Here is a 25,952-nt window from a genome sequence, read left to right as displayed (position 1 = left end):
AATCAACAGGGCCTAAACCCATAGTAGTCGACGGAACAGAAAAAGTTAAGTTCTTTCCCCCTAAGAGACCGTGCATCGCTGTCTATATAGATGTCGGCTCAACACGGTCGTCGGAATAATGATCTATTCCGCGTCGGAGCGAATATCGATTTTCCAGCCAGTCAGGCGAGCGGCCAAACGAGCATTCTGTCCCTCTTTGCCAATAGCTAAGGAGAGCTGATAATCAGGAACTGTCACTTGGGCGATCTGCTGCTCGGGGTCCGTAATAGTAACATTGACTACTTTCGACGGAGCGAGCGCATTTCCTACATAGGTTGCAGGATCGTCGGAAAAGTCGATAATGTCGATTTTCTCCCCTCCCAATTCCTGCATGATATTACTGACTCGTTGTCCACGCGGCCCGATGCATGCACCTTTTGCGTTAAGCCCTTTGACATTAGCTTTCACAGCAACCTTGGAGCGATGGCCTGCTTCGCGCGCAATGGAAACGATCTCTACCGAGGAATCGGCAACTTCAGGGATTTCTAGCTCAAATAGCCGACGCACGAGCTCTGGGTGGGTACGCGAGAGATTAATGCTGAGCGAGCGTTGATTCTGACTAACCCCCACGACAAAGCTCTTGACGCGGTCTCCGTGGCGCAGCTTTTCTCCTGGAATCTGTTCAGCTGGAAGAAGCACGCCGTCTTGGCCGTCCATCTCGGTACCAAGGTGGACCACTACCATGCCGCGCTCGTTGGCCATAGCATCGGCTTGAACGACACCAGTAACAACAGTGCCCTCATAATCCGAATATGCTACATACGCCTGCCGAGCTTCAGCCTCGCGGAGCCTTTTAACGATTGCGTCTCGCACAGCGTGGGCGCCGAGTCGATCGAAGTGGCTTGGGGTATCATCGTATTCCGATTCCACGTTGCCCTCGGCATCGAGGCTGGAGACGATGACCGCGACGGAACCTGTTTGAATATCGATATCCACCCGGGTACGCGTATTGTCCTGTGGAGGGACATCTTTATACTCGCGGTAGGCGAACATCAAAGCGGTGGCAATGGTATCGACCAAGTCTCGCACCGGGATACCTTTTTCCGATTCAATTGCTTTGAGTGCCGCAACATCAATATTCACTTTTAATAAAGTCCCTTCGTGGAGATTAAATCTGACTGTTTTAGCTAACTACACAGTGGCCAGCTCGTCAAAAGACATGGACACAAGCTCGAGTTCGGACTGAGGTGCGTCAGAAAACTCAACTTCCTGGTGTGCGTGCAGGATCTGTTCAATCTCGAAAGCTGCTGCGCGAGCTATCCCTTTTGTACTGCTAATGAGCATGACGTGAGTGTGATCCTCATTCAGGGGACCAACACGAAACCGCTCCTTTTTATCATGGACGACCACCGTCACCAGGCGGCCACGGGCACGGCGCCAATGACGCGGTAGGGTTAACGGCAGATCCAGACCCGGTGTACCAACTTCGAGGGTATAACCGGCACCAAAGTTGAGCCTCCGGGCCTCCTCCTCGGCATCGAAAAGCGCAGAAATTTCCAACGACAAAGCCTCAAGCTGGTCTGAATGTGGGTGCTCATCAGAGTCAATGGCAATGGCTACGGTGGTTTTCTTGCCAGCGAGAGCAATACGGATATCTTCAATATCTACACCATACTGCGAAGCTAGGGGTTCTAGAGTTATCAGGAGAGTTTCTTTGCTAGGAAAAGCCATAAGGGCGATGGTAGTACAATGACCGACTATGACACGATTTCGCATCTCATTCCTGCCCCTATGCGCTCTCGTCCTCGGTCTTATCCTCGGTGGCTGCGCAGCCCCATCACCCCACCCCACCTTGGCTGGGCTTTACCGGGTCAGCGAGGGGGAGCAACAGCAAGAACTGGGTGCCGAGATCGCCAGGTTGTGCGGTCACCTCAGGGATGGCGAGGTCCCGGCCAGTTGCACTCCTGAGGGAACTGATACATTCCTGACAGAATCCTCGACACAGGATTTTTCCGCCGATACAGCGGGCATCCTCAATATTATCGCTGATATCCCTCAAGAGTCTCTGCCTCTTATCGTTGACCAATATCTCTTCTATGCCACAACAAATGCCGAACCTATTTCCCAAGTAGTGGTTAAGTTGGATATTCCCGCTGCCGCACAACGCAATCCAGACGGTACGGCTCCCCAACAGGAACCAGATCCCGAGACCCACTCTCATAATGCTGCTTTTGTTGATCTCGTTGCGGCCAGGGAAGCGCTACGCCGCGAATACGGTTTTCTCTACGCCCTTGGCATGGCAACTGCATTTGCTGACGATATGCAGGACCAGAGAATAGCGCAGCTGGAAAAAGTCCATCAGCGAATTGCGGATAGTCTGGAGTTCGCCCTCAACGAGGATGCTTTTATCCCGGTGCCAGCGGCCGGATATAGCTTCGATGATCTCGAGCTTCCTTACGATGATAGAAGTGCAGCCGCATTTGTGGACGAGCTAGTTGCAAGTAACGAACGGGACTGGCAAGCCTTCGCTTCCCAGGCGCATCATGCGCCATGGCGCACGACTTCACTGAGCACCTTAGGTTACCTGACGAATCCACAATAGGCACGCAGCAGAAAAGGGCCACGGACGCTAGATAGTCCCGTGGCCCTTGATACTCGAAGTTATGCGGTGACCGTGTCGAGGATAGTAGAGACGATATCAGCGGCGTCGACTTCTACAATGTCGTGACCCCGACGGCGTAGCTCGACCTTGCCTTCATTAAATGAGCGCCCCAGCACCACTACATACGGGATACCGAGGAGCTCCGCATCCTTGAACTTAACTCCTGGGGACACCTTAGTGCGATCGTCGAACAGGACCTCGACACCTTTATGATCTAGTTCTGCAACGAGGCGATCACCGGCAGCTAAGGCTTTTTCGTCCTTATTAGCCACAACAACGTGAACGTGATAAGGGGCCACCTCAAGTGGCCAATTCAGACCTCTGTCATCATGACGCTGCTCAGCCAGGACAGCCATGAGCCGCGATACACCAATTCCGTAGGAACCCATGGTGGGGATGACTCGCTTGCCGTTTTCATCCAAGATCTGCACATCGAAAGCCTCGGTGTACTTCCGCCCCAGCTGGAAAATATGACCGATCTCGATACCACGAGCCAAGGTAAGGGAGCCTTGACCGTCAGGCGCTGGGTCACCTTCGCGTACCTCGGCCGCCTCAATATATCCATCAATAGTAAAGTCGCGGCCAGCAACAACGTTGTTGGCATGTTTCTCGAAAGCATTGGCACCAGTTAGCCAGGCTGTTCCCTCTGCCACCCGAGGGTCAGCGAGAACTCTAATGCCGTGCTCATTGAGCGCCTGAGGGCCGATATAACCCTTGACAAGGAACGGACGAGCGGCGAAATCCTCCTCAGAGGCCAATTCCACTTCAGCTGGCTCGAAAGAGGCCTCGAGACGCTTCTCATCGACTTCGCGATCACCGGGCAACAAAATACCAATAAGCTCATCGTCCTGGGCGCCCGGCGTGTGCACCTTGACCATGAGGCATTTGAGCGTATCACTAGCGCCACATTCCCGCCCATCGATACTAAGACCACTGCGGCGTGCCCACTCCACCAGGTTGTCTATAGTTTCAGCGCCTGGGGTGTCATGAACCTCGAGGGGAGCTTGGCCGGCGATTTCCCGGGGTGTACCTGGTTGAGTTGTTACAGCCTCGACATTGGCAGCATAGTCTCCCTTCGTGGCACGCACGAAGGTGTCTTCACCATGAGGAGAAATAGCAAGAAATTCCTCCGAAGCCGATCCGCCCATCGCACCCGAGGTTGCTTTACAGATCGCGTATTCAACGCCGAGACGGTCGAAGATATTCTGATAAGCCTGACGGTGGCGAGCATAGGATTCCTCCAGACCAGCGTCAGTCATGTCAAAGGAGTAGGAATCCTTCATAACGAATTCGCGGCCCCTGAGGATACCCGCGCGAGGGCGTTCTTCGTCACGATATTTAATTTGGATTTGATACAGCGTCACAGGGAAGTCTTTATAGGAGTTATAAAGATCCTTAACCTGAGCCGTGAAAAGCTCCTCATGGGTGGGCCCCAATAACATATCTTGACCCTTGCGGTCCTTGAGTCGGAAGAGTGAGTCCCCGTACTCTGTCCAGCGGCCAGTTTGTTCATAAGGGTCGCGCGGAAGGAGTGCTGGAAATAACAATTCTTGGCCACCGATAGCGTCCATCTCTTCGCGAACGATATTTTCGATCTTTTTCAAGGTGCGTAGCCCGAGCGGAAGCCAGGTATACACTCCCGGGGCAGCGCGGCGAATATAGCCGGCGCGCACAAGAAGTTTGTGACTAGGTACTTCAGCATCTGCTGGGTCTTCACGCAGGGTACGTAAGAAGAGTGTGGAAAGACGAGTAATCATGGTTGGTTAGTTTAGCACCAGCTTTGTACCTTACTGACCAAGGCTCTAATAGCTTGCTCATCTGTGACCTGAACTGGTGCTGCTCCCCCACCCGGCCCGGCGGGTCCTCGCTCAACAAATGTCGAAGCTGAACTATGAATGGCGGCTACTCCGGTGGTCGCCAGAGCATCAATATTATCTGGGCGGATGCCTCCTCCAGCCATAATTTCGATCTCCGGTACGTGGGCTACGAGCATCGCCAATTCCTGGGCTCCAGCAGGGGCACTAGATTGTCCACCGGAACTAAGGATGCGCTTGATTCCGAGGTCCTTGATGCTGTGGCAGGCATCTATTCGCGAGGGTACTGTATCGAATACACGGTGCAGGGTCACCTCCGCGCCGTGAGCATGATCGATTAAATAACGCAGCGCAGGTATGTCTAGAGTGCCGTCTGATCGAGCAGCCCCAATAACAACTCCGTCGGCGCCGGCGCTAATGGCCTGTGAAATATCAGTAGCCATCACTTCGATCTCAGCCTCGCTATAAACGAAACCGCCGGGCCGCACCCTGATGAGGACGTGGGTGGATATGATTGTGGAGCACGCCTGGATATTGCCAATGGTGGGAGTAAGCCCACCGGTTGCGGATAGTCCCACGCATAACTCGATGCGGTCGGCTCCTGCGTGGGCAGCCTGGGCTGCTCCTACCGGGTCTTGCACTGCGATTTCAATGGCCGGGTATCTCATAAAGAATCCTCTTTGCTGACGTTAGGAGTCGGGATATTTAGATGCTTCATGTGCAAGTGACACCCTAAGTATATGGCCTAAGTCCAGCTAAACTCCACAACCGGTTGTTGGATTCTTGCGGTGATTGGCCCATTGGGATAGAGCATCGCTGATCGCTTGGCTATATAGCTCGCGACCTTGCTCATTGGGATGAATTCTGTCGGAATAAAGCTTGTCGGGGTTCGCCTGAGCCAGTTGGCACCAGGGAGCAATATAGAGATTCTCATAGGTGTCTTGAGCACGGGCGATACGTTCTTGAGAGATGGGAATCCAGGTGCGCTCGCCATAAGGCATCACCATAATGACCACGCGCTGCTGGCCGATTATATCCATGACCTGTTTCAATGCCTCCTCGCTTAGTGCTCCGTTGGTTCCAAAACCTAGAACGACAAAGGGATCAAGGCGCCCCGCATCAGCTAATGACTGGAGGATACTTGGTGCTGCCACGAGCGACCGCGACACTTCGGCATCGATATACATGCCCGGAAAGTTCTTCTCCAGGGCAGGTACGGACCCGAGCATAACGGAATCTCCCACAGCCGTCATTCGATCCCCTGTGGGAGGAAGCTGCGGTCCATATAAGGGGGTGGCAACGTCTGTTGCCTCTGCAGCTGGAATTGCTGTGATCTCACGCGGCGCTGTCTGATTGTGAGCCAGCCGCTCTAACTGGGATTGAAGTTCAGTTTGTTGCGGAGAGCGCACGATGGCCAGCGCAGCAGCCGCTAAGAGGGTTATAAGCGTTCCCGCCACCACAGCACGAACTCGAGGGTCAGAGCTACGCCATAGGTGCCGATATCCGCGCCGGCGTACGGGGGTTTCCACAAAGACATAACTGAGATGGCTGATAACTAGGCTGGTGATCAGCGCGAGCAGACCAATGACCTCCGAATGCTGTGCCCACATTTGTTGGTGGTTGAGTTCTTGCAGGAGAACAACGATTGGCCAGTGCCATAAGTATAGGGAGAAGGAACGTTCACCGAGCCACCTCAGCACCGAGGTCCCCATCACACGGGAGAGTATTCCTACCTCGGAACTTACTTGCGCCAGAATCAAAACAGTGAACAGTGAGGCTAAAACCAGGCCTCCGCGGTATGTGAAGGCAGCCGTATCGGATACGACAAAGAAGAGAGTCGTTAGTCCGATCATACTGAGCACCCCGACCACAACACCAGGTAAACCAGCTAAGAGGTTTCGGTTGCGAGGCCAGGAATCCGCATGAGGGTCTGCAGAGGTCGAGGTCATGATCAGAGCTAAAAATACCCCCATTAACAGCCCGAAGCTGTGGGTATCCGTTCCGTAATACACGCGGGTGGGATCGGCTGCTGGATCATAGAGAGCGAGCATCGCGGCAAATGATGCAGTGCCAAGTACTAAGACCGTCGCAAGGATCGCACACCCTATTTTCTTAAACATCCTCATAAGGGCCACGAAGATTAGTGGCCAGATGAGATAGAACTGCTCCTCCACGGCAAGCGACCAGTAGTGGGCTAAAATCTGCACCCCTGAATCGGCAAAGTAGCTGGCACTTGCGGCAATTTGAGTCCAGTTGTTGGCAAAAATCAGTGTGCCCGCAAACTGCTCACCTAGTTTGACACTGGGGTCACCACCGACGAGTCCTGCAAGAGCGGTGGTGATGATTAAGACGATAAAAGCTGCCGGGAGGATGCGTCGTGCGCGGCGAATCCAAAATTTCTTTAGATCAATCCTTCCCAGGACCGAATACTCTCGAACTAAAAGTGAGGTGATCAAGAATCCCGACAGCACAAAAAACATATCCACGCCCATAAACCCCCCGGGCATGGCCGAGCGGAAGAAGTGGTAAAAGACCACTGCCATCACCGCGATTCCGCGCAGCCCATCGATGCCAGGGACTCGACGAATTCGATAGGTCACGGTTTTCTTGGAATCATCGTGCTGCTGGGAGCTGGCTGCCAGGTGGTTGCGGTCCCCCACTCTCTTTGCCACGGGGTGCGGAGCAGGCGGCTCTGGGGTCTTTTTAAGGTTTTCTTCCCCGATCCTTCCACGGCTGCCCTTGGCGATGGCCGCTTCGAGATCGGCCGCGAAATCCGGTCGAACGGGTTTGCGGACAGTTGTTATCGTATGCCCCGTTAGCAACCTCAGCAGTGCTAAAAGGAGGCTAAGCATTAGGTAGCGCACGAGGGCAGCTAACCAAGGGACTGCCCGTATCACTCGCCGCGTGACCGCTGTGATAAAGCGGGTGACGCGACGGTTTGAACCGGATCCCTTGCGATTTAATGGTCCTGCCAACACGTGTCCACTTTGTCCTCGTTACTCGCGCCTATCGCGGACTCACTTAGTCCACGACCGTCCCTCATCCACCGCTATTAAAAAGGAAGGGGCGAAAGGGCCTTACAAAGTAGTCATCTTAACGCATCACCCCAACCTTCAGTATTCACTGCGTTCACGGCCGAAAAATTAGCCGAGCTCCACCTCGGCGGGGATGAGAAGTGTACGGTGAAAAACTATGTTGATCATACTTCCCCCATCCGAGACCAAAGCTCGAGGTGGCAGTGGAGCGCGGCTTTCTTGGGACACTCTCTCTTTCCCCGTGCTCAATCCCATCCGCCGCAGCATCGCCCGGGATCTTGGTGCCCTCCATCCTGATGAGGCTTTGCAGGTACTCAAAATTTCGGAAAACTTGAGAACAGAAGCCGTCTCGAATACACACCTTCTCCACTCCCCGACTATGCCCGCCATTGAACGCTTTCAAGGTGTGCTTTTCGATGCCCTCTCCGCCGATACTTTGCCCGTATTCGCTCGAGAGCGCCTAGCTGTTGGGGATGCACTATTCGGTCTGGTCAAGGCAGATGACCTCATTCCCCACTACCGCTTATCAGCTCATGCGAAGGTGCCTTACCGAGAGGATCGCAATATTTCTCCGGCACCGACGATGAAAAAAAGATGGGGTGCGGCCATCTCAGCGGAACTGGCGAAACTCGATGAACTGATTATAGATATGCGCTCAGGAGCTTATAGACAATTAGGCCCAGACAAACAGGCAATAACTGTTCGAGTTGAAAGCGTCAAGGCTGACGGGAGTCGGTCAGTTGTCAGCCACTTCAATAAGCATTATAAGGGGCTCCTCGCACGAGCGTTGGCTATCACTGACACGGAGCCGACGTGCGTGCAGGATGTATTAAAGACCGCAACTCAGGCCGGCTTCGATGTTGAACACGGTGGCGGGCGGGACATGATCCTTGTAGTTCGCCCCTCACAACCTCATCCCTAAGGCTACAGTCCCGCTACCTCGCCGATCACATATACAGCGGGCGGCTTAATGTGGTGAGTACTGAAGGTCTCGGCGAGGGATTCAAGGGTACAGCGGTACGAACGCTGCTCGCTGGTGGCTCCATTTTCTATAACCGCTGCTGGCATCGTTGGTCGCATCCCAGCATGAATGAGGCGTTCAGCGATTCGGGGAGCATTCTTAACACCCATGATGACCGCCAAAGTTCCCCCAGATTGAGCCAGAGCATCCCAGTCGATCAGACTCTGAGGATGCTCTGGCGGCAGATGTCCAGAGATAACCGTAAAGCTGTGTACAACTCCCCGTTGGGTAATGGGGATTCCTGCGAGAGCAGGAACTGAGATTGCACTTGTCACCCCTGGTACAACCTCGACTGTGAGGCCATGGGCGGAGAGATATTCAAGCTCTTCAAAACCGCGCCCAAAAACATACGGATCTCCTCCCTTGAGGCGAACAACTTTCTTACCAGCGCGAGCGTGCTCGACGAGTAGTTCATTGATCTTTGACTGAGCCACTTGATGACCGTATGGCAGCTTGGACACATCGATAATTTCTTTGCTGTCAACATTGCAGAGTCGGTCGAGTTCTTGGGTGGGGCCGAGGTGATCGACGAGTACTATATCGGCAGCTTGGAGTCTGTTCATTCCGCGAATGGTCATGAGATCCCAGGCGCCCGGCCCTCCACCGAGGAGCACAACTGGGTGGGTCTTGATTTCAGTCATGGTAAATAAGCATAGTCATAGATAAAGTAATCTCCATGCATCTGCATCAGGACTTCGCCGCCGCCCTTCCCGAACTGGTTCATCCCGCCACACCACCTCATTTTCCCAGCTTGCAACAAATTTATTGCAATACCGACGTGGCGACTTCCCTGCTCTTAAATCCGGCTGATCTCAGCGCAGATAGGCTGGCTAGCCTGCTGGAAAATAATTATCCCGCCATGGCTTATGCGGGCCACCAATTCGGTCACTTCTCTCCGCGCTTAGGAGACGGGCGAGCTTTGCTCCTCAGTGAACTCACAAAGGGCGAGGACGTGGTGGATCTTCATCTAAAAGGCAGTGGCCCGACCGTTTTCGCACGCGGAGGTGACGGAAAAATGCCGGTTGATGCAGCGTGGAAGGAAATTATCTACTCCCGAGCACTTACTGGTCTAAAAATTCCCAGCTCTCGCATTCTTGCGGCTTTTACCACGGGTGAAATGATAAAAAGAGAGCAACTGGTACCCGGCGCGCTCATCATTCGAGCAGCCTCAAGTCATATCCGCGTAGGAACTTTTCAATACGCTGCGACGCTGGGAGATAACGTCGTGCAGACCTTGTGTGATTATACGATCGCTCGTCACTATCCTCTCGCCCGCGGGCCCGAGCGTTACCGGGATTTTTTCTCCTCAGTAGTAGAGCGTCAAGCTCAGACGGTGGCGCTGTGGATGCGCCACGGTTTCGTGCACGGAGTGATGAATACTGATAACACCACATTAAGTGGGGAAAGTATTGATTTTGGGCCAGCAGCCTTTAGCGATACCTATAACGATGATGCCTGCTATTCGTCGATTGATACGCATGGACGTTATCGCTACGGTTACCAGCCATCGATTCTTGGCTGGAATTTAGCGCGCCTGGCTGAGTGCCTTGTTCCGTTGGTTGGACTCGAGTGGGCCCAGGAAACCATGGCCACCTTTGGTGAGGTGTATTACCGCCAGTGGCTCAAGTATATGGGTCGTGCGCTCGGGATCTCCCACCTCGAGCGGTCATACCTGGAGAGTACGATCGAGGAGTTTATGGAGTTGATGAAAAATGATCAGCTCGATCGCACGCTCGTCCTTCGAGCACTCAGCGAGCAGCGCGCTCTACCACAGGTGGGCGACCTCGTAGATTCGGGGGCATGGGCGTCTTGGATGGCTAGGTGGCGAAAAATGGATCCAAACTTCGCGGCGATGCTGAAGGTGAACCCCGTTTATATCGCCCGTAATCACCTCGTGGCGGCAAGTAGCGAGGACCCGCGGGTGCGCACCCTCCTCCTTGACGTTTTGGGGGATCCTTTTAGGCGCAGAACTGGGCAAGACTATGCGTTCTTGGAGCAGCTCGCTCCCCGGGACTTTGGACCCTACCACACGGTTTGTGGCACCTAGGAGGTTACTCGTTGGCACGCTTGAATAAAGCGCTGCACCATCTCAGGATAAGCGGCTGGATGAGTGTGTAGATAGGAAGCGTGGACGGTCGCCGTGGTGAAGCCCTCGCTCTTGGTATTACCGTAGTAGTCTTGCCACGCCCATGCGGGGTCGAAGCCCTCGGCGGTTTCCTGATCCACACCGCTGTGGTGAAATTCGTGGCCGGTAATGCGCTGTCCGGCACGGCATAGCAAATTATCGCCCAGTGCCACAGCGCTTCGGTAACCCAAGGTGAGACGCTTTTTCATACTCGCTGATACCGGGATCGCTCCAAGCATATGCCGCTCATCGAGGCGATCGACAAGCCATAAAAGCCCCGCACATTCCCCATGTACTGGCTTTTTCGCGGCGATATGTCTTCTGATATCCTCCCTTAAGCTGTCGCGGGAGGCGAGGATATCGGCATACTCTTCAGGGAAACCTCCTGGGATGATAATTCCCTCGCATGAAGGAAGTTCGTCGACGAGGGGGTCGAATTCCACGACTCGCGCTCCACCAGCCGCCAGCAGCTCACGATGCTCGGCATAGGAAAAATTGAAGGCAGGACCACTAGCAATTGCCACGGTAACAGCATTCCCACGGTCCATGAGGGCAGCGGGGTTCCAGCTGGGGCCGGAATAACTAGTGGAGGCGAGCGCAGCGATGGCATCGGTATCGCAGTAGCGGTCTACTAAATCAGCCATGTGGGCGATGGCTTCGGCCGCCTGGTGACCGTGTTCTGTGGCGGTGACTAGCCCGAGATGTCGTGATGGTACGGCCACCGCATCTTGGCGAGGTATGGCGCCCACCACGGGGATACCTTCGTATTCGACCGCCTGTGTACAAATATCGCGGTGGCGTTCGCTACCAACCATATTAAGGATGACACCTGCAATGCGAACATTTTTATCTACGGTGGCGAAACCACGTACGAGGGCACCTACTGACTGGCTCATACCGCGAATATCAACGACCAGAATAACGGGTAGCCCGAGTAGTCGGGCAATATCGGCTGAGGATCCGAGTCCATCAGGGATACGGCCATCAAACAGTCCCATCACGCCCTCCACGACGGCAATATCGCATCCGCTGGAACCATGTCGATACAATGGCCCTATCAGATCCGCGCCACACATCACCATGTCAAGGTTGCGCCCGGTGCGTCCCGCGGCCAGCCCGTGATAACCAGGATCAATATAGTCAGGACCGACCTTGAAGGGCGCGACGGACAAGCGGGCGCTGAGGGCCGCGATGAGGCCGGTGGTTATGGTCGTTTTTCCTGTCCCAGAGGCGGGGGCAGCGATTAAAATCCCCGGTGTTGTTGGCTCCTGATCCCGGGATCTCTGCGACTGAGCTCTATCTACCATTCGATTCCTTTTTGCCCTTTACGACCAAGGTCCATGGGATGCTTAACCTTGTGCATGTCGGTCACAAGATCGGCGAGTTCAATGAGTCGGGGGTGAGCATTGCGTCCTGTCATAACTATGTGCTGGACACCGGGGCGGTTGGAGAGGGTCGTGATAACATCGTCGATATCGATCCATCCCCAGCTAACGGGATAGGTGAATTCATCGAGCACATAGAAGTCATGGTGTTGATGAGACAGGCGATGCTTAATTTCCTCCCATCCCTCGAGGGCTTGCCGAGCATGGTCAGCCTCGTTTCCTCGCTTTTTCGACCAGGACCATCCTTCTCCCATTTTGTGCCACTCCACTGCGCCCCCGATGCCCTCGTCGAGGTGGAGCTGGCCGAGTTTTTTGAAGACTGATTCTTCGCCGACTCGCCATTTGGCAGATTTGACGAATTGAAAAACTCCGATATTCATGCCTTGGTTCCACGCGCGCATGGCCATGCCAAAGGCAGCGGTGGATTTTCCTTTACCGGTGCCCGTGTGGACCGCCGTGACGGGGAGCATACGACGTTGCCGGGTTGTTAAACCGTCGTCGGGAATTGAAAGTGGGTCTAGTTGTCCGCGGGCCATCTCGGGTGCTCCTTAAAATAATAAGTTGTTACGTTTTCACTTTACGGGCTCTTGGGAAAGCTGGATGGGCAATAGTGTTTAGAATGCGTCAATAATACCTGTAACCGAATCAGCGTTTAATTCATCGACTTTAATGAGTGCTCCGTGTATATTTTCAGCCAATTCACGAGCTAAACCGAGTTGGATACGTCCCGGTTTCTCGCAATCGATCACTATATTTGCCCACGCTTTTCGACGCGCGATGACTTCGCTGATGGTGCGTAGTCGCTGCAAACCATCAGGGCCGGTGGCGCGTCCATCAGAAAGAATCACTAGTATTGCTGGGCGTCCTGGCTCGCGGCGTAATTCCCGCTCGATGAGCTCCGATGCAAGGCTGAGTCCTTCAGCGAGCGGGGTGCGTCCTCCCGTTTTAACATCTGCTAGTCGTTTGAGGGCTATGTCGATGGAGCCGGTGGGTGGTAGGACGATTTTAGGATTCGTGCCTCTCACGCTAATGACAGCGACTTTATCGCGGCGCTGGTAGGCATCTCCCAGGAGGGATGTCACCGCACCTGTTACGGCAGCAAGGCGATCGCGCGCTGCCATTGATCCTGAAGCGTCGACTAAGAAGACAATGAGATTAGATTCCTTTGAGCGCAGGGTTGATCCCACGAGGTCATCGGGGATGAATTCGAGGCGCCCACCATCTATGCGCGCCCCCCGTTCGGCTGCATTGCGAACCGTTGCGACCATATTTACTCCGCGTCCCGTCGCGCTGGCGCGCACCACGGACCCTTCTCTGGTATGGGCTGCTTGCCGTCGTCCTGGAGTTGCCTCGTTTTCGGTCTTTCTCCGCTTACGGCGAAGCTGTCGGACTGCGAAAGGTAGCGCCCTGATCGGCGCTTACCTCCTCGGTTTCACTCATATCAGGAGTATTAGAGTCATCGTCTTGCGATGCGGGTGGCTGATCGCGATTGTGCTGCTCAGAGCTCTCAAAGGGATCTTCATCGGGGTGGGATTGTTGGGCCTGATCCATGACCTCATCGAGCTGTGATTCGTCGAGACCTGGCTCGTCGAATGGATTGCGACGCTTGCGGTGCGCAAGAGCTAATTCGGCGGCAACGCGTATATCTTCGTCTGTTACCTCCACGCGACCCTTGAGGGCTGCGTGGGCGATGGCTGTTCGAGCTATGACGAGGTCAGCACGCATTCCGTCGACATCGAAACTTGCGCAAATAAAGCCAATACGCTCCAAGTTGGTATCGCTGAGTTCGATCGATCCCACCAATTGTTTGGCCTCAGCGATCGTACGCTCAAGCTCTAATTCCTGCGCGCGCCACTTCTCGCAGAACATTCTGGGGTTTCGATCAAATTCTAGGCGGCGGCGCATAATTTCGGTGCGCACCGCCACGTCCCGAGAAGCCTCTACTGCGACCGAGAGGCCGAAGCGATCGAGTAATTGAGGGCGCAACTCTCCCTCCTCGGGATTCATGGTGCCCACTAGAACAAATTTAGCGGCAGCAGAGTGAGAGATTCCATCGCGTTCGACGGTGACTATCCCTGTTGCGGCTGCGTCGAGAAGCGCATCAACGATGTGGTCGGCCAGTAAGTTGACCTCATCAACATAGAGCACGCCCCCGTTGGCGGCAGCCAGCAAACCTGGGCGGTATTCAGCTCTACCGCTGTGCAGGATGGTTTCCAGGTCGAGCGCGCCTACTACTCGATCTTCGGTAGCCCCAATCGGTAGATTGATCAAGGGCGCGCCTTCTAATAACCCAGCGAAGGCGCGAACTGTCGTGGTTTTAGCTGTACCTTTTTCGCCGCGAATGACAACCCCGCCAATTTGGGGACTAATGGCGTTTAGAAGGAGAGCCACCTGTAGTTTTTCATGGCCGACTACGGCGGAGAAGGGATATAGTGGAGGGATCTGAGCGCTCATATCAACCCAAACTTTCTTAGCCTCAAGCATAAAGGCCTCGGAGGACTACTAGTACCAGACCGCATGCGGGCCTCATTGTGGTCTACTTTAACCACAAATAAGGCCCGAGTGAAAAGCTACACTATTTTTCGCAGCCGTTACTCTTCTAATTGCAGAGTCTGCTGGGTATAGGCCCACATCTTGTTGAAGAGTTCCCGGTCAGTTCCGAGTTTCACTCCATAGGATGGCATCATTTCCTTGATTTTGTCGCCCCACAAGACCATGCGCTCTCCAAAGCAGTGTTCCAGAACCTCGACCATTGCTGCTGGAGCAATTGAAGCTCCGGGAGAGGCGCCGAGCAGCCCAGCGATCGAGCCATCGCGGTGGGAGATCAGGGTGGTACCAAACTCGAGGGAGCCGAATGACGGGCCAACCACCGGCTTGATGACCTGAACTCGCTGCCCTGCGACCACGACCTCCCAGTCATCTTCCTCGGCGAGTGGCATATATGCGCGCAGCGACTCCATTTTCGCGGAACGATCTTTCAGCAATTCCTGAATGAGGTATTTCGTCAATCCTAATTCGCGGACTCCGACAGACAATAAGGAAGGAAGGTTCGTTGGCTTGACTGAGTGCAAGAGATCAAACCAGGAACCATTCTTGAGGAATTTTGGCGTCCATCCTGCATAGGGGCCAAATAGAAGTCCCCTCTCACCGTCGATCATTCTCGTGTCGAGGTGGGGTACCGACATCGGAGGCGCCCCAATATCGGCTTTGCCATAGACCTTGGCATGATGCCGTGAGATAATCTCTGGATTTGTACACCGCAACCATTGCCCCGCCACGGGGAATCCGCCGTAACCGCGGATCTCTGGGATTTTGGATTTCTGCAGAAGTGGGAGAGCCATGCCGCCCGCGCCAACGAATACAAAATTGGCGCGATAGGTCGACTCTTCACGGGTGTGAACGTTGCGTACTGTGACCTTCCACTTCTTGCCCTCTCGTTTGATGTCGGTTACCTCATGTCCGTAGCGGATTTCGGTACCCTCCTCGGCGGCGTTTTTCAAAAACTGCCGAGTTAATGCACCATAGTTGATATCGGTCCCGCCATCGAACCAGGAGATAGCCACTTTTTCGTTGGCATCTCGACCCTCGGCCATCAGCGGCAGCTTGGTATTGAAAACTTCGCGGTCATCGGAGTATTTCAGTCCTGTGAATAGCGGATGCTGGGCAAGCGCTTCATAACGCTTACGCAAATACGACACCTGATCGGGGCCTCTGCCAAAAGAGATATGAGGCACCGGGTGAATGAATTGCCGCGGATTGGGTAAAACTCCTTGGTTGACTTGGAAGGCCAAGAATTCCCTTGATAATTGGAAGCGCTCATTGGTCTGAAGAGCGGTGGAGATATCAATGCGCCCGTTGACTTCCGGTGTGTAGTTCAACTCGCACAGTGCTGAGTGACCCGTGCCTGCGTTATTCCAAGGCGACGATGATTCCAGCGCCGCACCATCGAGGCGTTCGAAGATGAGCTGCGACCACTGCGGCTCTAATGTGCGCAGCATAGCGCCTAGGGTAGCGCTCATAATCCCAGCGCCGATGAGGATGACGTCTACATCATCCTCCACTGTTTTTCCCGCGGTCATCGAGTCATTTATGCCATTATTCATAGTAAGAACTTCCTTGGTTAGATCTGTTTCTGAAAGCATATCTAGCTTGAAACGGTCTAGTAGCTATCTCGTTGCCCGTAGCGTGCTGACAACTATCCTTGTGAGAAAATGATAAGAATAAGTGTACGCCACTCCACCCTAGTGAGTGTGACCCAAGACAAATGGTACCTACTCGCCATCATAGACTCGATCCTTGCACTGAGGCTGTGCGTAAAGGCCTCATATGCCCACCCCTTTTTAGGTGTCCCATTCATCTGCTACCCCTATCCATCCATCCTTTATTGAGTTACACCTTGATACTTCTGAGGCCTTTTCCAGCAGTTGGCTGGCCCATTACCGTGATCTACATCTATCCCTCAAGCCACTGATATAAAACTCGGGCTACACTACGAAGTATGAAATCACCGACGCATTCCGAACGCTCCTATAGCCCAGATCTTCCCCGAAAAAAGGTGCCGCCTGCACCTCCGACTTGGGATACGGCTCAGTGGGAGGACGATATTCTAGGCTCGGAATTCCGGCAGCTTACTTTTGATCTGGGGTCTGACCCGGACGAGGAAGGACGGGTGAGTACCACCCTCATCCGGCACCAAAGTCACCGCACAGAGCCAGCCCAAACGGCCGTCCTCTATATCCACGGTATGACCGACTACTTTTTTCAGACACATTTAGCCGAGCACTTTTCCCACAACAGTTTTGACTTCTTTGCTCTTGATTTGCGTAAATGTGGGCGCTCTCGACAGGCGGGTCAAACGTGGCACTATACCTCGCATATGGATCACTACTACCCGGATTTGAGTACCGCGGTGGATTTCCTCAGCTCGAAATACGACTCCATTGTGCTCATCGGTCACTCGACTGGCGGACTCGTTGTCGTCGACTGGCTTGATCATATTAGGCGTACAAACCCGACCCTTCACTCCGTGGTCACAGCCGCTATTCTCAATTCCCCGTGGTTTGATGTCCCACTCCCGAAGGCATTGTATCCTTTTGCTTACCTGTTGATCGGAACCGTAGGCTATTTCAAGCCTTTCACCCCGTTTACGCTCGGGAATTTAGGTACTTACGGAGAGTCCGTGCACAAGGATTACTCTGGGGAATGGGATTTTGATACACGGATGAAACCGATTGGGGGGTGCCAGAAGTACTTTGGGTGGATGCGTGCAGTGATGAGGGCGCAGCTCAAACTGCGTCGCCGCACCATCAACACAGGAGTTCCGGTCCTTACTCTGTGTTCCTCGAGGTCGCACACGTCCATGGTCATCGACGATTATTCTCATCGGAGTGATACTGTGCTCGATGTTGATCAGATAAAACAATGGGCGCCCTTTGTTTCCTCACACTCGACCATCGTGGAGATCGAGGATGGTATGCACGATCTATATCTATCTCCGCGGCCCGTCCGCGACCGAGCTCTCCAGGCCTCGACGACGTGGCTGCAACACCTTCAGTAATCCCTCGTTATAAGGAATTTTATGAAAACTGCTCATTTTGACCTCATCGTTATAGGCGCCGGTTCTGGAAATATGATTCCAGGCGAGGACTTCCGCGATAAATCCATCGCTATCGTAGAAAAGGGCGCGTTTGGCGGCACCTGCCTGAATGTAGGATGCATTCCTACTAAAATGTTTGTCTACGCCTCCGAGGTGGCGGGCATGATAGCCGAATCTGAGAAGTACGGCATCGCCTCCGAGCGCGGCGAGATTGATTGGAACAGCATTCAAAAACGCGTATTCGAGGAACGCATTGACCCCATCTCAGCGGGCGGCGAGGAATACCGACGCGGTCCTCAGACGCCTAATATCGAGGTTTTTGATCAGCACGCTCGTTTCACCGGCCCCCGCACTATTCGCACCGCTCAGGGTGCAGAGGAATGGGAAATTACCGCTGAGGACATCGTCATCGCTGCTGGCGCTCGGCCAAGAATCCCCGAAGTAGTCCGGGATATTGATTTTTTTACTAACGAAAATATCATGCGCATCGAGCGCCTTCCTGAGACGATGGCGGTGTGGGGTGGCGGCTTTATCGCTCTCGAATTTGCCCATATCTTCCATCAGCTGGGAGTAAAAGTAACCATCATTAACCGTTCGGATCTTCTCTTGCGGCGATTGGATGCTGATATCGCCGAGCGGATCACGACACTTACAGCGCAGCAGATGGATACCCACGTGGGTGTCGAGATTGTTAAAGCTGAGCAGTCAAAAGAAACAGGAGCCGTGGATCTCGTTCTCGACAATGGTCACACCGTGCATGCAGATATGTTGCTAGTAGCAACCGGGCGCATCCCTAATGGAGATTTGATGGATCTAGAGAAGGCTGGCATCGAACTCGATGCAGGTCGGATCAAGGTCGATGATTTCGGGCGCACTACGGCTGAGGGCGTATGGGCTCTGGGAGATATATCCTCACCATTCCAGCTCAAGCATGTTGCTAACGCAGAGTCCCGGGCGATTAGCCACAATCTCCTCCACCCTCATGATCTCGTTCCCATGCCCCATGACAACGTGCCTTTTGCCATTTTCACCCATCCTCAGATTGCTAGTATAGGTCTCACGGAGGCTGCCGCACGCCAGCAGGGTCATGAGCTAACCGTGAAAATCCAAGACTACAAAGATGTAGCCTACGGATGGGCTATGGAGGACACCACGGGCTTTGTCAAACTTATTGCAGATAGGGACAGTGAGAAACTTTTGGGAGCCCATATAATTGGCCCCCAAGCTTCCACCCTGATCCAGCCGCTGATCACTGCGATGTCTTATGATCTTAATATCAAAGAATTTGCCCGCAAGCAGTACTGGATTCACCCAGCTCTGCCGGAAGTTGTGGAAAATGCTCTCTTAGGACTGGAGTTTGCGTCGGCCTAAAATCTGCACGTACCCCCGCGATCTCTACGTAGCGATCGCGGGGATATTTTAGGATATTTCCTGAAGAAGCTGATCGAGATCCCAATGGTCTTCAATATGGTCCGCGATCATATCGAGTTGTGTCAACCGTTCAGCTGCGAAATCGGTAGTGGGGCTGATAACAAAATCGTTTTTTCCTAGCGCACCTGCGATATCTCCGAGGAATTCACGCCGGAAGTTGTTATTTTCCATTTGCCCGTGCCGATGAGTGCCAAAGAAGTTTCCGCGCCTTAATCCCTCGCCTGAAATCCACGGGTCATCGTGTGCTCGCACCAGCTGGCCATAGTGCACTTCATAGGCCCCGTGGTCATGACGGATCAGGGTTTTGGTGTCGGCGAATTCTATATCGGCATCGAAGAAATTTAGGCCCTGAGCTGAGGTCTGATCACTAGATTCGACTGTATCGACGATGGTCTTGCACATCATTTGAAATCCCCCGCAAATTCCAAGCGTCGGTAGATTATTGATGCGACGGTGCTCGAGGGCTGCGGCGATGTGAGTATCATGCAGCCATTGTAGATCCGAGAGAGTGGATTTACTCCCAGGGATGACAACTAGGTCAGCTTCGGCGATATAGTCGGGATCGACACTGTAACTTGCATTTATCCCAGGTTCGGCGGCGAGTGCCTCGATATCGGTGGCGTTAGAGATACGCGGCAGCCTGATAGCTGCAACGTTAATGCGCTGTGAGCCGAGGGCCTGCTGGTGCGGGCCGATGGTAGCTCCAGGTTGGGACTGCAGGGAATCTTCTGCATCGATCCACAAGCCCTCGATAAAGGGCAAGACGGCTTTTGTTGCCACACCGGTGAGTCGCTCTAATTCTGCCAATCCCGGCTCGAGTAGTGATTGTGTTCCACGGAATTTGTTCACTACAAAACCTTGAATGCGAGCTCGGTCTGCGGGACTAACGATCTGGTGTGTGCCGTAAAAATGGGCTAAGACCCCACCACGGTCGATATCTCCGACAAGATAAACGGGCAAATTCGCTTTCTCTGCAAGACCGAAGTTCGCTATATCAGTGTGACGGAGATTGATCTCGGCGGGAGATCCCGCCCCCTCACAGATGACGAGGTCAAATTCCTGTTCGAGTTCTTTCAACGCTGTCACCGCTACATCGCGAATATGGCTACGGTGGTGAAAATAATCGTGGGCGCTTACTACTCCCATCGCTTGGCCTCGCACGACAAGCTGGCTAGTGCGATCGCTGCCGGGTTTGAGCAGAACTGGATTGAATTTTGTCTCCGGCTCGAGACCTGCAGCAAGGGCCTGGAATGCCTGTGCCCGTCCGATCTCACCACCATCAGGGGTGACGTCAGAATTATTGGACATATTTTGGGCTTTGAAGGGTGCTACTGCGACGCCGCGGCGATAGAAAGCGCGGCAAAGTCCGGCTACGACCACGGATTTACCCGCGTCGGAAGTACATCCTGCTACTAAGAAACTCACCATATTATTCGTTACCCGTGAATAGGCTATGAGCCGGAGCTGGGAATAGTGAGAATTTCATTCCCGTCGTCTGTGATCACGAAGGTATGTTCGAATTGTGCGGTGAATTTGTGATCGGTATTTTGCACGGTCCACCCGTCTTTCCAGATCCGGTAGTCTAGGGATCCCAGATTAATCATGGGTTCGACGGTTAAGGTCATTCCTGGTTGTAGGGTATCCGTATAGGCGTCGGAATCATAGTGGAGAACCACGAGTCCGTTATGGAAGGTGGGCCCCACTCCGTGGCCAGTGAAATCCCGTACTACGTTATAGCCAAACCGCTTGGCATATGATTCGATCACGCGACCAATCACATTGATTTTACGGCCTGGTTTGGCCGCGCGAATCCCTCGCATTGTTGCCTCGTGCGTGCGCTCGACGAGGAGGCGGTGTTCCTCCGAGACGTTGCCAGCGAGAAAAGTAGCGTTAGTGTCGCCATGCACTCCATTTTTGTAAGCCGTGACGTCTATATTGACTATATCCCCGTCCTGAATCACCGTGGAATCGGGAATTCCGTGGCATACGATCTCGTTAAGCGATACGCAACAGGACTTGGGAAAACCAAGATAACCTAGGGTCGATGGGTAAGCGCCGTGATCGAGCATATACTCGTGAGCAATACGGTCGAGCTCGTCGGTAGTCACTCCTGGGGCGACTGCCTTACCAGCTTCCTGTAGGGCGCTGGCGGCAATGGCGGATGACTCCCTCATAGCTTCGATGACCTCGGGGGTCTGGATAAAAGGCTCGCCCATATTTTCACGAACCTTTTTCTTCCACACATACTCTGGTCGTTCTATGCTATCCGGGACGGTGCGAATCGGAGTGGGTTTTCCAGGCTTAATGGGACTTCTTTTCTGCATGAGTTCTATCGTAGTACGCCCCCGCTTCAGGTCGCGATTTTCTACCCGACCAGATCATCTTCCTATTGCCCGCCCTCTCTTAGCTCATCGAGACGACTAAAGAAGCGATCGGTCATCGCTACAGCCGATTCTGAACCCCCACCGAGGACGATGAGCGTGGCAAATGCGATATCATCACGATACCCTGTAAACCATGAGTGGGATCCTGAGTTAATTTCGGCCTCGCCTGTCTTCGCGAAAATCTTTCCACCAGCGCGCATTCCGGCGGCCGTGCCCCCTGGTTCGGTCACGGCACCCATTAGAGCCCGCAATTGTTCGATAGTAGCTGGATCGGGATCTTTCTTCTTTCCTGTTACCTTGGTGTCAAACCCAGAGATCAGCCACGGGAGTGGAGTTTTTCCGGTTGCGGCGGTCGACGAGGCCAAAGCAAGCCCAAATGGACTGACTAAAACCTCTCCTTGGCCGTAGCCGGACTCTGTACGTTCAAGGGGCTTCTCCCCTGTGGGGACCGAGCCAGTCACGGTGGCGAGTCCCGGGATCTCATAGTCCACTCCGAGGCCGAATTCCTTAGCGACAGCCTGCAGTTCTCCTGCGTGCAAGTCGGTTGATATCTGTGCGAATGTCGTGTTGCAGGAACGCGCAAACGCGGTTTCTAAGGGAACATTTCCGAGGCTGAAGCCATTATAGTTATTGACTATGCGTCCATAGATATTCATCGAACCAGGGCAAGGGACCACAGTGTCGGGGTGAAGGCCCCCTTGTTCGATACCCGCTGCAGCGGTGATAATTTTAAATGTCGAACCAGGTGGGAATAGGCCCGTCAGGCCGAGGGCACCTTGTTTATCTGCTTCTTTTGTTTGAGCCACCGCCAAAATCTCTCCCGTTGTGGGGCGTAGTGCGAGAATTATGGCTTGTTGCTCACTGCGCATCGCCACGGCTTCCTCCGCAGCCCGTTGCACAAGATGATCCAAACTAATCTCGATGGCGGGAGCAGTATCCGGTTCGTGGTGCTCGATGGTATCAATCACCGCTCCATCGTGGGTCACCACCACGATACGCCAGCCGTTGACTCCGTCGAGACGATCGTTGACGAGGTGGGCCACACGGGACACGATCTCGGGCGCAAATCCCGGATCTGTTGACACCATCGCTGCTTCTTCGTGGAAAATTATTCCCGGTTTTCCTCCCAAAATAGCCTTGATCTGAGCTGATATTTCCTTGCGCGCGGTGGTCACCGAGTAAACTCCGCTGGCTTCTTGTAGATTAGCGGCTAGAGTGGCCTCATCGATAAGGAGAGCGTTGGGATCAGTGCGGTGAATCTCGGCGAATGCTGCCGCAATGGCCCGTGCCATTGCTCGTCGATCCCCTACTTGATCGAGATCGACCAGGATCCGATCCACAACTCCCGGAACGAGTACTGCTGCCCCATCAGAGGAAATGATGCTTGCCCGTTGGGCATTAATGGCACGTAACTCTAGGTGCTGATTGGCCCCTAAGCGCGGGTGAATTATCGAGGGCTGCCAACGGATCACCCACTGATCGTTGAATTTATTTAAAACCAGAGAGCTCTCATATTCCAAAGTGCGCTCGCGCGGGATAATCCATGTGAGCTGGTAGTAGACTGTAGCTAGAGTTTCACGCGCCTCGACCTTTGTGATAGTAGCCTCGAGAGCGTCGGCTTGCAGCCCTTGGAAAGTTTCCGCGAGGACATTTTCCGCGTCTTTCGGTATATCGGTAAGAGCAGCGGCTGCGGCGAAATCTTGGTCGATAAAATGGGAGAGAAATTCTTGCGCTATTGGCTTTACTGCGGCTGGTTTAGGGGTACAGGCCGTAAGCGAAGCGATGAGGAAAACGGCGCATACAAGGGCCTGCGGTGACCGCAATAAAGCTCTGATCATGGGAAAATTTTAGCACTCAGCCATGTGCTTATTGCGATGGCGCACCTATTTCTTTGATCGAGACAAAACCCGACGGTCTTGAAGCGGGACCGTCGGGTTATATGCGTGGAGGAAATCTTTAGGATGTGATGGAAACTTTAGTGGTTCCACCCTCTTTGATTTCGAGGCCCTCAGCCTCAGCAATCTTCATAGCTTCTTCGATCAAAGTTTCCACTATCTGGGATTCCGGAACCGTCTTTATAACTTCTCCCTTGACAAAGATTTGCCCCTTGCCATTACCGGAAGCTACTCCCAGATCGGCGTCTCGGGCTTCCCCAGGTCCATTGACCACGCAACCCATAACAGCGACTCGCAGTGGAATATTCATGCCGTCAAGAGCAGCCGATACTTCTTCGGCTAGGGTATACACGTCAACTTGAGCACGTCCGCAGGATGGGCATGAAACAATTTCGAGGCCACGTTCACGAAGTCCCAGCGATTGCAGGATTTGGTCGCCAACTTTGACTTCTTCTTTTGGATCCGCCGACAGTGACACCCTAATCGTATCGCCGATTCCCTCGGATAAGAGTGCACCAAAGGCAACAGCAGACTTGATCGTGCCTTGGAAGGCTGGGCCGGCCTCGGTCACGCCAAGATGAAGCGGGTAATCACACTGCGCAGCTAGTTGGCGGTAGGCTTCCACCATGATGACTGGGTCGTTGTGTTTGACAGAGATCTTAATGTCGCCGAATCCGTGTTCTTCAAATAGAGAAGCCTCCCACAGCGCAGATTCCACGAGGGCCTCAGGCGTGGCTTTCCCATATTTCTCTAGTTGGCGCTTATCGAGGGATCCAGCGTTAACACCGATCCGAATGGGAACCCCAGCTTCACCGGCCGCTAGGGCCACCTCTTTAACTCGGCCGTCGAATTCCTTGATATTTCCTGGATTAACACGCACTGCCGCACAGCCTGCTTCGATAGCTGCGAAAATATATTTCGGCTGAAAGTGAATATCGGCAATCACTGGAATGGGCGATTTCTTCGCAATAATCGGCAGCGCTTCAGCGTCGATGGGTTTGGGGCAGGCAACGCGTACGATATCGCAGCCTGATGCCGTAAGCTGCGCAATTTGCTGCAGGGTGGCATTGATATCGTGCGTCTTGGTGGTTGTCATTGATTGAACTGAGATGGGATATTCGGAACCGACGCCTACGCTACCAACCTGCAGTTGACGGGTGGTGCGCCGTGGGGCCAAAACTCGGGGCGGAGTTGAGGGAAGACCTAAACCTATCGAGGTAGACACTGAAACAGTTACTCCTTTATCCGTCATTCCCCAAGGGGGAAATGAAAAATGTGCGAAGCCTCAAATCGGACTTAATGAGTTAGTAAACCGGTGCTTCTTTTTCATAGCCTACCACCGACGTGGGCAGCGCTTGGCAGTGCCTATACCTTAGGTTTCCCTAAGATATAAGCGAGCGATAGCTAAAGCTCAGCATTAGAATAACCGAACTGGGTTCACTATATCGGCCACGATAACAAGCACTCCGACAATAGTCAGTAAACCTGCAAAAAATAAGGTGACCGGAATGAGTTTGGTGTAATCGGCTGGTCCGGCTGGGGCTAGGCCGCGGAGGGCGCGGAAGAAATCTCGCACTTTCTCGTAGAGCACCACAATAATATGTCCGCCATCGAGCGGCGGTAATGGTACGAGATTGAAAAATGCGAGGAAAAGATTAAGGCTGGCAAGCATCATAAAAAACATAGCCCATAAAGATCGCTCTACTAATTCGCCGCCTACTCTCGAAGCTCCCACCACACTAATAGGACCATCTTGAGCACGCTCTGCGCCAAAAATAGAGGCTACGACGCCGGGGATCTTCGCTGGGAACTGTGCAAGTCCGCGAGCGGTTTCCTTGACTGCGGTATTGGTGAAGGAGGCCGTGGCCGATACTGCTTCGATGGGGCCAAATCGCTTGATATAACCAAGCGGGGCGCTGCTAATTCCAATAGCTCCAACCGTCACGGATTCACCCGTGGTGGTAATCCTGCGAGCCGCGGCCACCTGCACCGTTATATCCTGCACCTCTCCAGCTCGTTCTATACTGAGCTCGATCACTTTACCCGGTTTGTCGAGAATATATTGTCGCAGCTCACCGAAATTTCCGAGGGGATTGCCGTTTGCGGCGATGATCTTATCACCTGGCTGAATCCCCGCCTCCCCCGCGGGCCCGAGGCCGGAACATTCACTGAGGGATCCATCCGCTCGCTGTATTTCAGCGACGCACCCAGTGCTCGCCACAGTGGCACGCACATCTGCACGTGGATCGGGCAAGCCAGAAGATACAGCTATGCCATAGAGGATTGTGACGGCAATCAGGAGGTTCATCGCGATTCCTCCCATCATGACGATGACACGCTGCCACCACGGCCGATTACGCATCGCATAGGGGGCCTCCTCCGCGGTGACCTCGTCCTGATTGGTCATCCCAGCAATCTCGCAGAAACCACCGAGAGGGATCATCTTCAAGCCGTATTCTGTGTGCCCGCGATGCACGGAAAAGAGGGTGGGTCCGAATCCGATGAAATAGCGCCGCACCTTCATATGAAAAGACCGAGCCGCAAAATAGTGCCCCCACTCGTGCAAAGCGATTGTGAGTGCAATTCCTAGGGCGAACAGTATCACTCCTGCTATATAGCTCATCT

The 25,952-nt window shown here is 53.7% G+C and carries 21 protein-coding genes; 5 read left to right on the top strand and 16 right to left on the bottom strand.

The features are described from left to right. Positions 1 to 123 precede the first annotated feature (123 nt). Both nusA and rimP read right to left on the bottom strand, forming a co-directional pair. A complete protein-coding gene (gene nusA / locus NXT01_RS00745; RefSeq protein WP_259076339.1) occupies positions 124 to 1,122 on the bottom strand; it encodes a transcription termination factor NusA in 999 nt (332 codons plus the stop codon). Positions 1,123 to 1,170: 48 nt separating this feature from the next. After that, the gene (gene rimP / locus NXT01_RS00740; protein ID WP_259076337.1) at positions 1,171 to 1,710 is read right to left on the bottom strand and encodes a ribosome maturation factor RimP; all 540 of its coding nucleotides are present in this window, start codon (positions 1,708 to 1,710) and stop codon (positions 1,171 to 1,173) included. A 28-nt stretch (positions 1,711 to 1,738) separates the two neighbouring features. Between rimP and NXT01_RS00735 the strand changes: the two genes are divergently transcribed. Then, positions 1,739 to 2,581 (top strand): DUF4439 domain-containing protein, encoded by an 843-nt coding sequence (locus NXT01_RS00735; RefSeq protein WP_259076329.1) that lies wholly within the window; start codon positions 1,739 to 1,741, stop codon positions 2,579 to 2,581. 59 nt (positions 2,582 to 2,640) lie between these two features. Here the strand turns inward: NXT01_RS00735 and NXT01_RS00730 are convergent, their stop codons facing one another. From NXT01_RS00730 to NXT01_RS00720, 3 genes are all read right to left on the bottom strand, one after another. Beyond that, entirely contained in the window at positions 2,641 to 4,398 is a 1,758-nt protein-coding gene (locus tag NXT01_RS00730; RefSeq protein ID WP_259076328.1) for a proline--tRNA ligase, read from the bottom strand. Positions 4,399 to 4,409: 11 nt separating this feature from the next. After that, a complete protein-coding gene (locus NXT01_RS00725; RefSeq protein ID WP_259076326.1) occupies positions 4,410 to 5,123 on the bottom strand; it encodes a copper homeostasis protein CutC in 714 nt (237 codons plus the stop codon). 87 nt (positions 5,124 to 5,210) lie between these two features. Beyond that, positions 5,211 to 7,433: an acyltransferase family protein gene (locus NXT01_RS00720; RefSeq protein ID WP_259076324.1), complete on the bottom strand. Its 2,223-nt coding sequence runs from the start codon at positions 7,431 to 7,433 to the stop codon at positions 5,211 to 5,213. A gap of 214 nt (positions 7,434 to 7,647) precedes the next feature. Between NXT01_RS00720 and yaaA the strand changes: the two genes are divergently transcribed. Next, positions 7,648 to 8,412, top strand: a complete 765-nt coding sequence (yaaA, locus tag NXT01_RS00715; protein WP_259076322.1) for a peroxide stress protein YaaA — start codon at positions 7,648 to 7,650, stop codon at positions 8,410 to 8,412. A 2-nt stretch (positions 8,413 to 8,414) separates the two neighbouring features. Here yaaA and cobA read toward each other — a convergent pair whose 3' ends face one another. Further along, positions 8,415 to 9,152 carry a uroporphyrinogen-III C-methyltransferase gene (cobA, locus tag NXT01_RS00710; RefSeq protein WP_259076321.1) on the bottom strand — a complete coding sequence of 246 codons (738 nt, stop codon included), beginning with the start codon at positions 9,150 to 9,152 and terminating at the stop codon, positions 8,415 to 8,417. 35 nt (positions 9,153 to 9,187) lie between these two features. Between cobA and NXT01_RS00705 the strand changes: the two genes are divergently transcribed. Beyond that, positions 9,188 to 10,558 carry a protein adenylyltransferase SelO family protein gene (locus NXT01_RS00705; protein ID WP_259076319.1) on the top strand — a complete coding sequence of 457 codons (1,371 nt, stop codon included), beginning with the start codon at positions 9,188 to 9,190 and terminating at the stop codon, positions 10,556 to 10,558. On the opposite strand, the gene NXT01_RS00700 is transcribed toward NXT01_RS00705, so the two are convergent. The 5 genes from NXT01_RS00700 to mqo all read right to left on the bottom strand — a co-directional run bounded on the left by NXT01_RS00700 (position 10,555) and on the right by mqo (position 16,112). Then, positions 10,555 to 11,943 carry a cobyrinate a,c-diamide synthase gene (locus tag NXT01_RS00700; protein ID WP_259076317.1) on the bottom strand — a complete coding sequence of 463 codons (1,389 nt, stop codon included), beginning with the start codon at positions 11,941 to 11,943 and terminating at the stop codon, positions 10,555 to 10,557. The genes NXT01_RS00705 and NXT01_RS00700 overlap by 4 nt on opposite strands. After that, complete coding sequence (gene cobO, locus NXT01_RS00695; protein WP_259076315.1) at positions 11,937 to 12,557, bottom strand: cob(I)yrinic acid a,c-diamide adenosyltransferase; 621 nt, start codon at positions 12,555 to 12,557, stop codon at positions 11,937 to 11,939. Before cobO ends, NXT01_RS00700 begins: the two co-directional genes overlap by 7 nt. Positions 12,558 to 12,635: 78 nt before the next feature. After that, entirely contained in the window at positions 12,636 to 13,322 is a 687-nt protein-coding gene (locus tag NXT01_RS00690; RefSeq protein WP_259077088.1) for a VWA domain-containing protein, read from the bottom strand. Between the two features lie 70 nt (positions 13,323 to 13,392). Further along, positions 13,393 to 14,475, bottom strand: a complete 1,083-nt coding sequence (locus tag NXT01_RS00685) for an ATP-binding protein (protein WP_259076313.1) — start codon at positions 14,473 to 14,475, stop codon at positions 13,393 to 13,395. Between the two features lie 137 nt (positions 14,476 to 14,612). Then, on the bottom strand, positions 14,613 to 16,112 hold the full coding sequence (gene mqo, locus NXT01_RS00680) for a malate dehydrogenase (quinone) (protein WP_259077087.1): 1,500 nt from the start codon (positions 16,110 to 16,112) through the stop codon (positions 14,613 to 14,615). 407 nt (positions 16,113 to 16,519) lie between these two features. Here mqo and NXT01_RS00675 point away from each other — a divergent pair, with 407 nt between their 5' ends. Both NXT01_RS00675 and mtr read left to right on the top strand, forming a co-directional pair. Further along, positions 16,520 to 17,578, top strand: coding sequence for an alpha/beta hydrolase (locus NXT01_RS00675; protein ID WP_259076312.1), 1,059 nt, complete (start codon positions 16,520 to 16,522; stop codon positions 17,576 to 17,578). A 21-nt stretch (positions 17,579 to 17,599) separates the two neighbouring features. Beyond that, a complete protein-coding gene (mtr, locus tag NXT01_RS00670; RefSeq protein WP_259076309.1) occupies positions 17,600 to 18,988 on the top strand; it encodes a mycothione reductase in 1,389 nt (462 codons plus the stop codon). Positions 18,989 to 19,036: 48 nt separating this feature from the next. Here mtr and NXT01_RS00665 read toward each other — a convergent pair whose 3' ends face one another. The 5 genes from NXT01_RS00665 to NXT01_RS00645 form a co-directional block, all read right to left on the bottom strand. After that, positions 19,037 to 20,476 carry a cobyric acid synthase gene (locus NXT01_RS00665; protein ID WP_259076307.1) on the bottom strand — a complete coding sequence of 480 codons (1,440 nt, stop codon included), beginning with the start codon at positions 20,474 to 20,476 and terminating at the stop codon, positions 19,037 to 19,039. Positions 20,477 to 20,499: 23 nt separating this feature from the next. Beyond that, entirely contained in the window at positions 20,500 to 21,372 is an 873-nt protein-coding gene (gene map, locus NXT01_RS00660; RefSeq protein WP_259076306.1) for a type I methionyl aminopeptidase, read from the bottom strand. 62 nt (positions 21,373 to 21,434) lie between these two features. Continuing rightward, positions 21,435 to 23,270 carry a penicillin-binding transpeptidase domain-containing protein gene (locus NXT01_RS00655; RefSeq protein ID WP_259076304.1) on the bottom strand — a complete coding sequence of 612 codons (1,836 nt, stop codon included), beginning with the start codon at positions 23,268 to 23,270 and terminating at the stop codon, positions 21,435 to 21,437. A 118-nt stretch (positions 23,271 to 23,388) separates the two neighbouring features. Next, the gene (ispG, locus tag NXT01_RS00650; protein ID WP_259076302.1) at positions 23,389 to 24,579 is read right to left on the bottom strand and encodes a flavodoxin-dependent (E)-4-hydroxy-3-methylbut-2-enyl-diphosphate synthase; all 1,191 of its coding nucleotides are present in this window, start codon (positions 24,577 to 24,579) and stop codon (positions 23,389 to 23,391) included. Between the two features lie 165 nt (positions 24,580 to 24,744). Continuing rightward, positions 24,745 to 25,950 (bottom strand): RIP metalloprotease, encoded by a 1,206-nt coding sequence (locus NXT01_RS00645; protein ID WP_259076301.1) that lies wholly within the window; start codon positions 25,948 to 25,950, stop codon positions 24,745 to 24,747. Positions 25,951 to 25,952 lie beyond the last annotated feature (2 nt).

Origin of the sequence: Corynebacterium sp. ES2775-CONJ, assembly GCF_024814515.1 — a bacterium.
Classification (GTDB): Bacteria; Actinomycetota; Actinomycetes; order Mycobacteriales; family Mycobacteriaceae; genus Corynebacterium.
Note: the sequence above shows the minus strand (reverse complement) of the source record. Positions and strands in the feature narration are given on the sequence as shown.

Excerpts from the sequence above, each read along its gene's own strand:
- mtr (WP_259076309.1), top strand. The coding sequence starts at position 17,600 with ATGAAAACTGCTCATTTTGACCTCATCGTTATAGGCGCCGGTTCTGGA.
- NXT01_RS00675 (WP_259076312.1), top strand. The coding sequence starts at position 16,520 with ATGAAATCACCGACGCATTCCGAACGCTCCTATAGCCCAGATCTTCCC.
- NXT01_RS00705 (WP_259076319.1), top strand. The coding sequence starts at position 9,188 with ATGCATCTGCATCAGGACTTCGCCGCCGCCCTTCCCGAACTGGTTCAT.
- cobO (WP_259076315.1), bottom strand. The coding sequence starts at position 12,557 with ATGGCCCGCGGACAACTAGACCCACTTTCAATTCCCGACGACGGTTTA.
- NXT01_RS00645 (WP_259076301.1), bottom strand. The coding sequence starts at position 25,950 with ATGAGCTATATAGCAGGAGTGATACTGTTCGCCCTAGGAATTGCACTC.
- NXT01_RS00665 (WP_259076307.1), bottom strand. The coding sequence starts at position 20,476 with ATGGTGAGTTTCTTAGTAGCAGGATGTACTTCCGACGCGGGTAAATCC.
- yaaA (WP_259076322.1), top strand. The coding sequence starts at position 7,648 with ATGTTGATCATACTTCCCCCATCCGAGACCAAAGCTCGAGGTGGCAGT.
- NXT01_RS00730 (WP_259076328.1), bottom strand. The coding sequence starts at position 4,398 with ATGATTACTCGTCTTTCCACACTCTTCTTACGTACCCTGCGTGAAGAC.
- NXT01_RS00700 (WP_259076317.1), bottom strand. The coding sequence starts at position 11,943 with ATGGTAGATAGAGCTCAGTCGCAGAGATCCCGGGATCAGGAGCCAACA.
- NXT01_RS00685 (WP_259076313.1), bottom strand. The coding sequence starts at position 14,475 with ATGAGCGCTCAGATCCCTCCACTATATCCCTTCTCCGCCGTAGTCGGC.
- cobA (WP_259076321.1), bottom strand. The coding sequence starts at position 9,152 with ATGACTGAAATCAAGACCCACCCAGTTGTGCTCCTCGGTGGAGGGCCG.
- ispG (WP_259076302.1), bottom strand. The coding sequence starts at position 24,579 with ATGACGGATAAAGGAGTAACTGTTTCAGTGTCTACCTCGATAGGTTTA.
- rimP (WP_259076337.1), bottom strand. The coding sequence starts at position 1,710 with ATGGCTTTTCCTAGCAAAGAAACTCTCCTGATAACTCTAGAACCCCTA.
- NXT01_RS00735 (WP_259076329.1), top strand. The coding sequence starts at position 1,739 with ATGACACGATTTCGCATCTCATTCCTGCCCCTATGCGCTCTCGTCCTC.
- map (WP_259076306.1), bottom strand. The coding sequence starts at position 21,372 with ATGCAGAAAAGAAGTCCCATTAAGCCTGGAAAACCCACTCCGATTCGC.
- NXT01_RS00655 (WP_259076304.1), bottom strand. The coding sequence starts at position 23,270 with ATGATCAGAGCTTTATTGCGGTCACCGCAGGCCCTTGTATGCGCCGTT.
- NXT01_RS00725 (WP_259076326.1), bottom strand. The coding sequence starts at position 5,123 with ATGAGATACCCGGCCATTGAAATCGCAGTGCAAGACCCGGTAGGAGCA.